A 12835-nucleotide genomic window follows, 5' to 3' on the forward strand; every position below is an offset into this window, starting at 1 on the left:
AAATTCCCTCTTCTCCTTATCTTTTAAAATAATTGAGTAGAGATATAGTCTTTATCGTACTTTAACGGTAATACAATACGGACGCGGGGTGGAGCAGCTTGGTAGCTCGTCGGGCTCATAACCCGAAGGTCGTTGGTTCAAATCCAGCCCCCGCAACCAATTTAGACACTTAAAACCATGTGTAATTTAAGGTCTATACCTGCTCTATAACACTACGTTAGCCTTCCTTGTTGTTACTTCCTTATAAAACGTTAGTATTTACAGTGTTTATCACATTCAATTAAGAATTAACACACAGACTTATCCACAAAAACCAATCTGTGGATAACTTGGTTGATAAAAATATTACGTAGACGTTTTTAAAGATCCTTTGTCAAGATCTAATATAGAAATCATGGCTTACCAAAGATACAAATAACACCTAAGTAACTGAATTAAATAAACAAAGTGCAGTTAATGTCGATTTGGTAAATATATTAATTCGATCTTCAAAGCTAATTTATTTGATCTTTATCATATTTCGTGTCTGTGTTTAACTTTAGGCACAGCTGAAACGAGCCTTGCTTTATTTTCTTTTTCCACATTACGAGCTGAGTGATAAGATTCCGCTAAGTTTAACTCTGACGGTGTGTATTAAGGAGTATTTCGACAGGTTTATGGGGATTTGTTCTGAAGGGTATTCGTTCTTCAATATCTCATACCTAAAACCTCATAATGTTAAGCGTCTCGTGGTAGCCCTTTTTGTACTATTCTAATCAGTCGCTGTTGTTTCTTTGACGTACAGTCACTTTGCGAGTTGAGTCGTTCAATGGCGTAGTGGATATGATGATCGAGTACTTCACCCATTCCAAGTCTATTTTCTAATGCGCTTATGGCATCGACAGAATAATGACTATTTCCGATAGCAATAGATAAGTTTCTCAACCATTGTAGATAGCCGATCCGACGAATAGCAGACCCTTCAAAGTTTTTTAAGAACTCAGCTTCGCTCCATGCGAATAAAGAGAGTAGATTACTATTCTCGATACTTTCTCGACGATGAAAATCGCTTTGCTCAGTAATGCTAGCAAAACGATTGAATGGACAAACTAATTGACAGTCATCGCAGCCATAGATTCTATTTCCCATCGCGTCAGCTAATTCTTTGTCGATAATACCGTCATATTCAATGGTTAAATACGAGATACATCTTCGTGCGTCTACAGTTCCTTCCTCAACAATGGCATCGGTTGGACAACTGGTCATGCAAGAACGGCATTTACCACATTGGTTTTCTACAGGCTCATCAATAGGCAGAGGTAAACCAATCATCAATTCCCCAAGAAAAAACCAAGACCCAGTATCATCGTTCAATATTAAGGAGTGTTTACCTGTCCAACCTAGTCCGGCTTTTTCTGCTAATGGACGTTCGAGCACAGGAGCTGAATCGACAAAGGGACGATAGTTAAGCTCGCCCACTTCTTGTTCAATTTTCTGGGCTAACTTCTTTAGTTTATTTCTCATTAGCTTGTGATAATCTCGACCTAGTGCGTAGCGACTGATGTAAGCCTCTGTAGAATCACTGAGATTGCTAGCAAAGCGAGCTTCAGGAGGAAGGTAGTCCAATCGCACACTAATGATTCGTAGCGTGCCAGGATGCAATCGATCGGGGTATAAGCGTTTATCTATATTGCGCTCCAACCATTCCATATTGCCGTTGTATCCTTTCCCTAGCCAATGATGTAGCTCTTCTTCACTGTCAGACAGATCAAGATCGCTAATTCCGACTTTTTGGAAGCCGAGCTCTTTACCCCATATTTTGATTTGTTCTGCTAGGTGGTGAAGGTTCATTGGTGACATCAGTTGAAGGAAAGATGAGGCTATTTTAGCGAATAAAAGAGCGAACAGGTAACATCGAGAGTGTTTCCTATAAGCTTATAAGTGAAATTTATTTGTTCATCGTCTCTCAAAGGGTCGGGTTTGCTCGACAAAACGCGCTCAGTAGAGATAATTAGAGCATGACTTATATAATCAAACGAAGACGAACCTTTATATGACCCAGAAGCATTTCTCTCTTCAAGATGAGCACGACACCGTCAAACTTGGGGCAAAACTTTCTGCTCTATGCTCTGAGCAGACAACCATTTATCTACATGGTGACCTTGGGGCTGGAAAAACAACGTTCAGTCGTGGATTCATTCAGTCTATGGGCCATAAAGGGAATGTAAAAAGTCCAACATATACTTTGGTTGAGCCGTACGACTTGGCGCAGTGGCAAGTGTATCACTTCGATCTTTATCGCCTAGCGGACCCAGAAGAGCTAGAGTTTATGGGGATACGCGATTATTTTACTCCTGACGCAATCTGTTTGGTCGAATGGCCGGAGAAAGGAGAAGGTCTGCTGCCTAAAGCCGATCTAGAGCTTGATATTCGTTATCAAGGCACAGGGCGAGTCGCGACTGTGACTGCAAACAGTGAAAACGGATTAACACTGATGAAAAAGCTGGAGCTAAATTGATTAAGAATTCAGTATGGGCGCTTACGTTACTTTTAATTTCTTCTTTGTTTGCTAGCGTGCAAGCCAATGAAATTAAGAATATTCGTATCTCAACAACGCACAAGGACACAAGAGCTGTGATCGACCTTACTAAAGTGGCCGATTACAGTTTCTTTACCTTAGACAGCCCTGAACGCATCGTTGTGGATATTAAAAATGCAACCAACCGTGCTAAGTTGCCTAAATCCGTCACAAAAAGCCCTATTCTGAGTAAGGTGCGAGCCAGTTCTCCACCGAATAAAAGTACAGTACGTCTTGTTTTCGAGCTCAAAGGTAAAGCTTCTCCGAATGTTTTCAAGTTAAAGCCTGGTAACGGCTCTGGACATCGGTTAGTGGTTGATATTCCTTTTGGTCAGTCATCATCGGCTTCACAGTCAACGGCGAAAACGAAGCCAGTAGTTGCAATAAAGAGCAATGTACCTCATCGAAAAGAGGTGTTGATTGCCATCGATCCTGGGCATGGTGGTAAAGACCCTGGCTCTATTGGGCCGAGTAAAAAATACGAAAAACACGTAACTTTAAGCATCGCTAAGAAACTTGCGGCGCAACTGAATGCCATTCCTGGAATCAGAACGAAGTTGACTCGTACAGGTAACTACTACGTTCCTCTTGATCAGCGTGTTGCGATTGCAGATAAATACAAGGCTCATTTATTCATTTCTATCCATGCGGATGCTTTTACGTCGCCACGTCCAAGAGGGGCATCGGTATTCTTCTTAAATGATCGCCGTAGAAATACAGAAATTTCACGTTGGGTGGAAAACCAAGAACGCCAGTCACGAAAGCTAGGAGGCACCTCAACGGTGACTCGTTCGGACAAGAACGTAAACCAAACTCTGTTGGACTTACAATTTACTCACTCTAAACGTGAAGGTGAGAAGTTGGCAACAGAGATTTTAGGCGAGTTGAAAAAGGTTGCTCGATTACACAAAGACAAACCGAGTGAAGCGAGTTTAGCGGTATTGCGTTCTCCACAAATTCCATCGGTGTTGGTTGAAACGGGCTTTATTTCAAACCCAACGGAAGAGAAGTTACTGTTCCAGCGTTCTTACCAAGATAAGTTGGCTGGTTCGATAACTCGCGCTGTTGTGACTTACTTAAAAGAAAATCCACCAGAGGGAACTACTTTTGATAAATCTGTTCCTCATCACCATGGTGTGTATGTGGTTCAGCGTGGCGATTTCCTCTCTAAAATTGCGGCCAACCATAACGTGTCTGTTAGCGCGATTAAGGCCGCCAATAAGCTGAAAAGTGACACCGTGAAAGTCGGACAAAGATTGACTATTCCAGGCGCCACAGCGTCAAGAGCCGCAGTGCCAGTCAGCAAACTTAATACAGTGGAAACCAAATCTATTACGCATGTGGTGAAGGCTGGAGAATACCTTGGTAAAATTGCCAACCAGTACAAGGTCTCTGTGGCTGCTATTCAGCGTGAGAATAACCTCAAATCCAGTAAAGTGCATGTTGGACAAAAACTGAGAATAACTGTCGCAGTGAAAGATGCTCCGATACGTAAGCATAAAGTTCAGCGAGGCGAGTTCTTAGGTAAGATTGCCTCTAAATACGGTGTATCGGTCAGTAGCATTCGCAGTGCTAACAAACTCCGCTCTGATGAGCTTGCTATTGGGCAAGTGCTGATTATTCCAAACCGATGAGTGAAATCAAAATCCTGCCAGCACGACTGGCAAACCAAATAGCCGCAGGAGAGGTGGTTGAAAGACCCGCTTCTGTGGTGAAAGAGTTAGTCGAAAACAGCATAGATGCTGGAGCCACTCGGATTGATATTGATATCGAGAAAGGCGGCAGTAAGCTGATTCGCATTCGAGACAATGGCAAGGGCATCATTAAAGATGAACTGCAATTGGCTTTGAGCCGACATGCCACCTCAAAGATCACCAGCCTAGATGATCTTGAAGCGATCATGAGCTTAGGGTTTCGCGGGGAAGCGCTCGCCAGTATTAGTTCGGTATCTCGCTTAACGTTAACTTCACGCACAGCAACGCAAGAACAAGCTTGGTCTGCCTATTCTGAAGGGCGTGATATGCAGGTCAAACTGCAACCAACCGCGCACCCTATTGGCACGTCGGTTGAAGTGTTAGATTTGTTTTTTAATACCCCGGCCAGGCGCAAATTCTTACGCACCGAAAAAACAGAATTTACCCACATTGAAGAGCTATTGAAGCGAATCGCGTTAAGCTGCTTTCACGTTACGATTAATCTTCGACATAATGGCAAGCTGGTTAAGCAATACCGCGCGGCAAAAACCGACCGTCAAATAGAACAACGCGTGCAGTCAGTGTGCGGCAAGAACTTTGCCGATAACATGCTTAAAGTGGAACTGCAGCACCAAGATTTAAAACTGTATGGTTGGATAACTACGCCATTGGCGGCTCGCTCACAAGGTGACTTGCAATATTGTTACGTCAATGGACGTATGATGCGTGATAAGTTAATCAACCATGCTATTCGTCAAAGCTACGAGCATACTTTAAGACCCGATCAATATGCTGCTTATGTGCTGTTTATCGAGATAGACGCGTATCAGGTGGATGTGAATGTACATCCGGCTAAGCACGAAGTGCGTTTTCATCAAGGGCGAGTGGTACATGATTTTATCTACCAAGCTTTAGTGGATGCATTAGCTCAATCACAGCAGCTCATTTCACAAGAAAGACGTGAGAGCGCTTATGCTACTCCTCATCCGGTTGCGGACAGCGATGATACTGTTGCTAGTAGCGCTACGTTTGCTAATACAGAAGCCAGCCTTTCACAAAATGAAGCGCAAGCGATACAGCAGTCTCCGGCTTATCCAAATAAAGCACCGCAACCAAATTCTGGTTCGGGCCGGGGTGCTGATTCTGCTTCAAGCTCCAGTTACAATGCAGGATCGAATGGGCAGAGTGCGACTAAGAGAAGCGCTCCGCGACCTGAAAAATCGCAGGTCACTGAAAGAGAGGTCAGAGTCTATCAGCAGTTGATGACGGTAGATAAAGCCGACTCATCTCAATCTGATTTAGCGACGCAAAGCGTCACTCAAAGTGCCAGTATTGCACCATCAAAGGTGGCAAGTGAGTCGAACACTGTCGGCACTGCTAGCCTTGCACTGCCTAAATCGGTGACACAACTTGGCAAGGCGTTAACGGTTGTCAACGAACGCTACTTACTCATTAATACCAATGCAGGCTGTGCCTTGTTGTCATTGGCAAGAGCTGAAATTTTAAAACTGCGCGCTCAGTTGTCTGTGGAACAAAGACAATTGGTAAAACAGCCATTATTGATACCGCTGGCATTAAAAGTCAGCAGTGAAGATATTGAGCAGTTAAAACAGATGCAACCAATACTACAACGCTTTGCCATTCAGCTGATGTTTAAGGCCGGATCAAAAGTGATGATCATGGCGGTTCCTCAACCGCTAAGACAACACAATTTACAGCAACTTTTTTCTCAATTACTGACTCAGTTAAGCAGTGACCAATCCATGTCGTTTGAACAGTTAAGCCTATGGCTTGCTTCTCAAGTGGCAGAGCAAAATAAGGTCTACACTTTATCTGAAGCTGTGCAGTTATTGTCTGATCTAGAAGGCGCATCAATGCAAGGTCTAGACTTACAAGATACTCAACTTATTCAATTAGTGGATTTTTCCACGCCAATTAAAGCGCTATTACATGAATGATAAATTGCCTTTGGCTATATTTTTAATGGGCCCAACGGCTTCAGGGAAAACTGAATTGGCGATCCGTTTACGCCGTCGCTTTCCTATTGAGCTAATCAGTGTCGATTCAGCCCTTGTTTATAAAGGAATGGATATCGGCACAGCAAAACCTACCGCCGAAGAGCAAGCAGCCGCACCACATCGTTTGATTGATATCATCGACCCTTCACAGGCGTATTCTGCGGCGGATTTTCGTCGCGATGCTTTACAGCTAATGCAAGAAATCACCGCACAAGGCAAAATTCCTATGTTGGTTGGTGGAACTATGTTGTATTACAAAGCTCTACTAGAAGGGCTTTCACCATTGCCAGCTGCCGATCAAGCCATTCGCGCCCAAATAGAGCAGCAAGCGCAAGAGAAAGGTTGGCAAGCCCTGCACGATGAACTCAAAGAGATTGATCCTGTATCGGCAGAGCGTATTCATCCAAATGATCCACAACGTTTGTCTCGAGCATTAGAAGTGTATCGAATTACCGGAAAGTCTTTAACTGAGCTCACTCAACAAAAAGGCGAGCCGATTCCATACAATGTGAAGCAGTTTGCAATAGCCCCTCAAGAGCGCTCGGAGTTACACCGTAGAATCGAGCTTCGTTATGAGAACATGGTGAAAGCTGGGTTTGAAGATGAAGTGAGAGCCTTGCATCAACGTACTGATTTGCATCCAGATCTACCGGCAATTCGTTGCGTAGGCTATCGTCAAATGTGGGGATACCTTGAAGGTGAATACAGTTTTGATGAAGCGATATTTAAAGGGGTATGTGCGACTAGACAGCTAGCCAAACGCCAAATTACTTGGCTTCGCAGTTGGGATGACTTAACTTGGCTTGATAGTTTAAATATCGATCAAGGAGTAGAAACTATCGCAAATGTCATAGCATCTAATTGAATTTGCTGTGTATAATATGATCGTTTTGCATAAACAATACCTCTACATGGAATGTAGTAATTTTTGAGGTATTGTATGGTTTAGCTAGGATGCGCAAGCAGTACAATTTTTCTACTGTCACTTGCTAAATAATTACAACAACATACTAATAAGGAAAATAACAATGGCAAAGGGGCAATCTTTACAAGACCCGTTTTTAAACGCACTGCGTCGTGAGCGAGTGCCGGTTTCTATTTATCTTGTCAATGGCATTAAGCTTCAGGGTCAAATTGAGTCTTTTGATCAATTTGTGATCCTTCTTAAAAATACCGTTAACCAAATGGTATACAAGCATGCTATTTCGACAGTAGTTCCTGCTCGTGCAGTAGCTCATCACAGTGGTAATGAACGTGCAGATCGCACTCAAGAGAAATCAGAAGACTAATTGAATACGTTACTTAATTATCAAGAAAGTTGTGTAAGGAGCTTATCGCTTGTTTGACCGGTATGAATCAGGTGAACAGGCGATACTTGTTCATATAAACTTTACACAAGAAGGGGAGTGGGAAGACTTAGCCGAATTTGAAATGTTGGTGTCTTCTGCAGGAGTTAACAACCTGCAAACAGTAACAGGCAGTCGCCAAGCTCCTCACGCTAAATATTATGTGGGCGAAGGTAAGGCTCAGGAAATTGCTGATCTAGTTCAGCTACTTGATGCCGAGATCATTATCTTCAACCATTCTCTTTCTCCTGCTCAGGAACGAAATCTCGAACAATTGTGTAAATGTCGTGTATTAGACCGCACTGGTTTGATCTTGGACATTTTTGCTCAACGAGCCAGAACCCATGAGGGTAAGTTGCAAGTTGAATTGGCACAATTGCGTCATCTTTCCACTCGATTAATTCGTGGTTGGACTCACTTAGAGAGACAAAAGGGCGGTATTGGCTTAAGAGGGCCGGGTGAAACCCAGCTTGAAACTGACCGACGTTTACTCCGAGATAGAATCAAAGCCATCCTACGTCGTTTAGAAAAGGTAGCGAAGCAACGAGAGCAAGGTCGCAGAGCGAGAAAGCGTGCCGAAATTCCAACGGTCTCTTTGGTAGGATATACCAATGCGGGCAAATCCACTCTGTTTAACCGAATTACCGAAGCCAGCGTTTATGCTGCTGATCAGCTATTTGCTACTTTGGACCCGACTCTACGTAAAATAGAATTGGAAGATGTGGGTTTGGCGATTTTAGCGGATACGGTCGGATTTATTCGCCATCTTCCGCATGATTTAGTCGCGGCTTTCAAAGCCACTTTGCAAGAAACTCAAGAAGCTGACATTTTGTTACATGTTATAGATGCCAGCGACGAGCGTTTCAGAGAGAATACCCAAGCTGTCGATATCGTCTTAGAAGAGATCGATGCGCATGAAATCCCTGTTTTGCTTGTGATGAACAAAATAGACAACATGGAACAGCAATCTCCTCGTATTGAATATAACGAAGAGGGTATACCGACTACGGTATGGGTTTCCGCGATGGAAGGCTTGGGGTTAGACCTACTGTTTCAAGCATTGACTGAACGTTTAGCCAGTCAAATGGTCGAATATAGCCTGAGTATTCCGCCTTTATATCAAGGGCGTTTACGCAGTGTATTTTTCAATATGAAATCTATTCGACAAGAGGCATATGATTCGGAAGGCAACCTATTGATCGACATTCGTATGCAACAAGCCGATTGGGCTAGATTGCAAAAGAGAGAAGAAGCGCAGTTGGATGACTTTATAGTCAGCTAAAAGACTGTTACTTTATAACGTCATATCTAGTGATGGAGATTTCTAATGGCGTGGAACGAGCCTGGAAATAACAATGGAAATAATGGCCGCGATAATGACCCTTGGGGTAATAATGATCGTGGCAAGCAGCAATCCGGTGGTCGCAATCAAGGACCACCAGATTTAGATGAAGTGTTTAATAAACTGAGTCAAAAGCTGGGTGGTAAATTTGGTAAACGCGGTGGAGGTTCATCTTCCACTGGTGGCGGTGCAGTTGGTTTTGGACTGATTGCACTAGTCGCGGCTGTGGTTTGGTTTGGCTCTGGTTTCTATACCGTTGGCGAAGCAGAGCGAGGCGTAGTGCTTCGTTTAGGTAAATACGACCGCATCGTTGATCCTGGTCTAAACTGGCGTCCACGCTTTATTGATGAAGTGACCACCGTTAACGTTGAAGCGATTCGTGCACTACAAGCTTCTGGCTTGATGCTAACGAAAGATGAAAACGTAGTAACGGTTGGTATGGGTGTTCAATACCGAGTATCAGACCCATACAAATACTTGTTCCGTGTGACGAATGCTGATGACAGCTTACGTCAAGCAACTGATTCTGCACTGCGTGCGGTAATTGGTGACTCATTGATGGACAGTATTTTGACCAGTGGTCGTCAACAAATTCGTCAAAGTACTCAAGAAACGCTAAACAGCATTATTGATAACTATGATATGGGCATTCAGATTGTTGATGTGAACTTCCAGTCAGCACGTCCACCAGAGCAAGTTAAAGATTCATTTGATGATGCTATTGCGGCGCGTGAGGATGAAGAGCGTTTCATTCGTGAAGCTGAAGCTTACAAGAACGAAATTTTGCCTAAAGCAACTGGTCGTGCAGAGCGTTTGAAGAAAGAAGCGCTTGGTTACAGCGAACGTGTGGTAAACGAAGCATACGGTCAAGTGGCTCAGTTTGAGAAACTACTTCCTGAATATCAGGCTGCGCCAGAAGTGACTCGTAATCGTATGTATTTAGATACAATGGAAGAAGTGTACTCGAATACATCAAAAGTGCTGATTGACTCTGATTCTAGTGGCAACCTACTTTACCTACCGATTGATAAATTGGCTGGTCAAGAAAGTTCAGCAACTAAACGTTCGAGCAAGTCATCATCAACCTACGATAAGATCGAGTTAGATGCCGATAAAGCGAAAACAACGGCACCAGCGACTAATTCTCGTACAACAACGACTACTCGTGAAGGGAGATACTAGGAATGCGTAAGTTAATGATCCCAGTATTGGTGGTTGCACTAGCACTGATGCTAATGTCGGTATTTGTGGTCCCTGAAGGTGAGCGCGGTATCGTTGTTCGATTTGGTCGTATCTTAAAAGATAATAATGATATTTCTCGTATCTACGAGCCAGGTCTGCACTTCAAAATGCCTTTGTTTGATAACGTTAAGCGTTTAGACGCACGTATTCAAACGATGGATGGTCGTTCTGATCGTTTCGTAACGTCAGAGAAAAAAGACGTTATCATTGATTCGTACGTGAAATGGCGTATCGAAGACTTTGGTCAATACTACCTAGCAACAGGTGGCGGTAACGCACTGACGGCACAGGCGCTTTTAGAGCGTAAAGTGACTGACGTGCTTCGTGCTGAAATCGGTTCTCGTGAAATCAAGCAGATTGTATCGGGTCCTCGTAACACTGCCGTTCTACCTGACGAGTCAGAGTTAGATGATACAGTTTCAGAAGCAGCACGTGCTGCGGTAGAAATTGATGGTGAGCGTGACAAGATCATGTCTGTGGTACTGGACGATACTCGTCAAAGTGCGATGGATGATTTAGGGGTTCGCGTTGTTGATTTCCGAATGAAGAAAATCAACCTACCGGATGAAATCTCTGAATCTATCTACCGTCGTATGCGTGCTGAGCGTGAATCAGTGGCGCGTAAGCACCGTTCTCAAGGTCGTGAGAAGGCAGAGATTATCCGTGCTCAAGCTGAGCTAGAAGTGGCAACCGTTCTTGCTGAAGCTGACCGTACTGCTCGTGTTACTCGTGGTGATGCAGACGCTAAAGCCGCTAAGATCTATTCTGATACTTACAGTAAAGATCCTGAGTTCTACAGCTTTGTTCGTTCATTGCATGCGTATGAGAAATCTTTCTCTGAGAAAGGGGACATCATGGTTCTCGATCCTAAGAGTGACTTCTTCCGTTTCATGAATGATTCAAACGGCGCACCAAAGAAGTAAACTAGATTAAGTATTACAAAGGCTCCTGTTTAGGAGCCTTTTTTATTGAAAGAGGAATCGGCGTGATGTCACAAGGAATTTGGATAGCCATTGGCTTGGTATTGGTTTTAGAAGGCTTAGGTCCACTGTTAGCGCCTAACGCATGGCGAAAAATGATGTCGCAAATGAGCCAACAGCCAGACAATCAACTGCGTAGGTTAGGAGGGTGTCTAGTTGTAGCAGGAGCGGTGATTACTTTTATGCTGTTGTAATCGCTAGAAAGTTAGGCGTTTAAGTTTAACTAAATTTGATAATCCATAATTATTTTATAGAGAGTGCTTAAAAAATGACTGCAAATTTAATTTTTCGATGCTAAAATCCTTTTTTAACTAGCAATCAGAATCGGAAAGATGGGAAATAACGTAGTTGTTTTAGGCACCCAATGGGGTGACGAAGGTAAAGGTAAAATCGTTGACCTTTTAACTGAAGATGCAAAGTATGTGGTGCGCTATCAAGGCGGTCACAATGCAGGCCACACTCTAGTTATTGACGGTGAAAAAACCGTTTTACACTTAATTCCATCAGGCATCTTACGCGATAATGTTAAATGCATTATTGGTAACGGTGTTGTACTTTCTCCGGAAGCCCTTCTAAATGAAATGAAGCCTCTTGAAGAGCGCGGAATTCCAGTACGCGAGCGTCTATTCATTTCAGAAGCGTGTCCGCTAATTCTTCCTTACCACATCGCTATTGACCAAGCTCGTGAGCTTGCTCTTGGTAAAAAAGCTATCGGTACTACCGGTCGTGGTATTGGTCCAGCATACGAAGATAAAGTGGCTCGTCGCGGTCTACGCGTTGGCGACTTATTCGATAAAGCAGCATTCGCTGAGAAACTAAAAGTAATTATGGAATTCCATAATTTCCAATTAGAACATTTCTACAAAACAGACACAGTAAGCTACGAAGAAGTACTTGAGCAAGCGATGAGCTATGCTGATCTTCTAACGTCTCTTGTTATCGATGTGACTGATGAGTTAGATGCTGCTCGTAAACGTGGTGATAAAATCATGTTTGAAGGTGCCCAAGGTACTCTTCTAGACATCGACCACGGTACTTACCCGTACGTAACTTCTTCAAACACTACTGCTGGTGGCGTAGCCGCTGGTTCTGGTTTTGGTCCACGTCATATCGGTTACATTCTAGGTATCGCAAAAGCTTACTGTACTCGTGTTGGTTCAGGTCCATTCCCAACAGAATTGTACGATGGTCTAGAAAAACAAGATCCTATCGGTAAACACCTAGGTGAAGTGGGTAACGAGTTTGGTGCAACCACTGGACGCCTACGTCGTACTGGTTGGTTTGATGCTGTTGCAATGCGTCGTGCTGTACAAATCAACTCAATCTCAGGTTTCTGTCTAACTAAACTAGACGTACTTGATGGTCTTGAAGAGCTAAAAATCTGTACTGGCTACAAGATGAAAGACGGTTCTGTACTAGAAGTTTCTCCAATGGCTGCTGAAGCATTTGAAGAAGCGACTCCTATCTACGAAACCGTACCTGGTTGGTCTGAAAACACATTTGGTGCGACATCTCTTGAGCAATTGCCACAAGCAGCTCTAGATTACATCAAGCGTATTGAAGAGCTAACAGGCGTGCCTATCGATATCATCTCGACTGGCCCTGATCGTAACGAGACTATGATTAAGGTTCACCCATTTAACTAATCATTAAATG

Annotated in this window: 11 protein-coding genes and 1 tRNA gene; 11 read left to right on the plus strand and 1 reads right to left on the minus strand. The window is 43.5% G+C overall.

All coding sequences use genetic code 11. From position 1 onward, the window contains the following. The first annotated feature begins 82 nt into the window (after positions 1-82). Positions 83-159: transfer RNA gene (locus VEZ01S_RS15560), tRNA-Met, on the plus strand. A 558-nt stretch (positions 160-717) separates the two neighbouring features. Here VEZ01S_RS15560 and queG read toward each other — a convergent pair. Next, positions 718-1830 (minus strand): tRNA epoxyqueuosine(34) reductase QueG, encoded by a 1113-nt coding sequence (queG, locus tag VEZ01S_RS15565; protein WP_021715013.1) that lies wholly within the window; start codon positions 1828-1830, stop codon positions 718-720. Positions 1831-2032: 202 nt separating this feature from the next. On the opposite strand from queG, the gene tsaE reads away from it, so the two are divergent. The 10 genes from tsaE to VEZ01S_RS15615 all read left to right on the plus strand — a co-directional run bounded on the left by tsaE (position 2033) and on the right by VEZ01S_RS15615 (position 12825). Further along, complete coding sequence (gene tsaE, locus VEZ01S_RS15570; RefSeq protein WP_021715014.1) at positions 2033-2497, plus strand: tRNA (adenosine(37)-N6)-threonylcarbamoyltransferase complex ATPase subunit type 1 TsaE; 465 nt, start codon at positions 2033-2035, stop codon at positions 2495-2497. Further along, on the plus strand, positions 2494-4191 hold the full coding sequence (locus VEZ01S_RS15575; RefSeq protein WP_021715015.1) for an N-acetylmuramoyl-L-alanine amidase: 1698 nt from the start codon (positions 2494-2496) through the stop codon (positions 4189-4191). Before tsaE ends, VEZ01S_RS15575 begins: the two co-directional genes overlap by 4 nt. Beyond that, positions 4188-6209 carry a DNA mismatch repair endonuclease MutL gene (gene mutL, locus VEZ01S_RS15580; protein ID WP_021715016.1) on the plus strand — a complete coding sequence of 674 codons (2022 nt, stop codon included), beginning with the start codon at positions 4188-4190 and terminating at the stop codon, positions 6207-6209. The genes VEZ01S_RS15575 and mutL overlap by 4 nt, the downstream gene beginning before the upstream one ends. Beyond that, the gene (miaA, locus tag VEZ01S_RS15585; RefSeq protein WP_021715017.1) at positions 6202-7134 is read left to right on the plus strand and encodes a tRNA (adenosine(37)-N6)-dimethylallyltransferase MiaA; all 933 of its coding nucleotides are present in this window, start codon (positions 6202-6204) and stop codon (positions 7132-7134) included. Before mutL ends, miaA begins: the two co-directional genes overlap by 8 nt. A 163-nt stretch (positions 7135-7297) precedes the next feature. Beyond that, entirely contained in the window at positions 7298-7558 is a 261-nt protein-coding gene (hfq, locus tag VEZ01S_RS15590) for an RNA chaperone Hfq (RefSeq protein ID WP_021715018.1), read from the plus strand. A 49-nt stretch (positions 7559-7607) separates the two neighbouring features. Continuing rightward, complete coding sequence (gene hflX, locus VEZ01S_RS15595; protein ID WP_021715019.1) at positions 7608-8897, plus strand: ribosome rescue GTPase HflX; 1290 nt, start codon at positions 7608-7610, stop codon at positions 8895-8897. Between the two features lie 45 nt (positions 8898-8942). Beyond that, the gene (gene hflK, locus VEZ01S_RS15600; RefSeq protein WP_021715020.1) at positions 8943-10139 is read left to right on the plus strand and encodes an FtsH protease activity modulator HflK; all 1197 of its coding nucleotides are present in this window, start codon (positions 8943-8945) and stop codon (positions 10137-10139) included. Between the two features lie 2 nt (positions 10140-10141). Further along, positions 10142-11122, plus strand: coding sequence for a protease modulator HflC (hflC, locus tag VEZ01S_RS15605; protein ID WP_021715021.1), 981 nt, complete (start codon positions 10142-10144; stop codon positions 11120-11122). 65 nt (positions 11123-11187) lie between these two features. Then, complete coding sequence (locus VEZ01S_RS15610; protein ID WP_040891221.1) at positions 11188-11373, plus strand: DUF2065 domain-containing protein; 186 nt, start codon at positions 11188-11190, stop codon at positions 11371-11373. A gap of 138 nt (positions 11374-11511) precedes the next feature. Then, positions 11512-12825 carry an adenylosuccinate synthase gene (locus tag VEZ01S_RS15615; RefSeq protein ID WP_021715023.1) on the plus strand — a complete coding sequence of 438 codons (1314 nt, stop codon included), beginning with the start codon at positions 11512-11514 and terminating at the stop codon, positions 12823-12825. Positions 12826-12835: the final 10 nt, after the last annotated feature.

The organism is Vibrio ezurae NBRC 102218 (assembly GCF_000467185.1).
In the GTDB taxonomy this organism is placed as follows: Bacteria; Pseudomonadota; Gammaproteobacteria; order Enterobacterales; family Vibrionaceae; genus Vibrio; species Vibrio ezurae.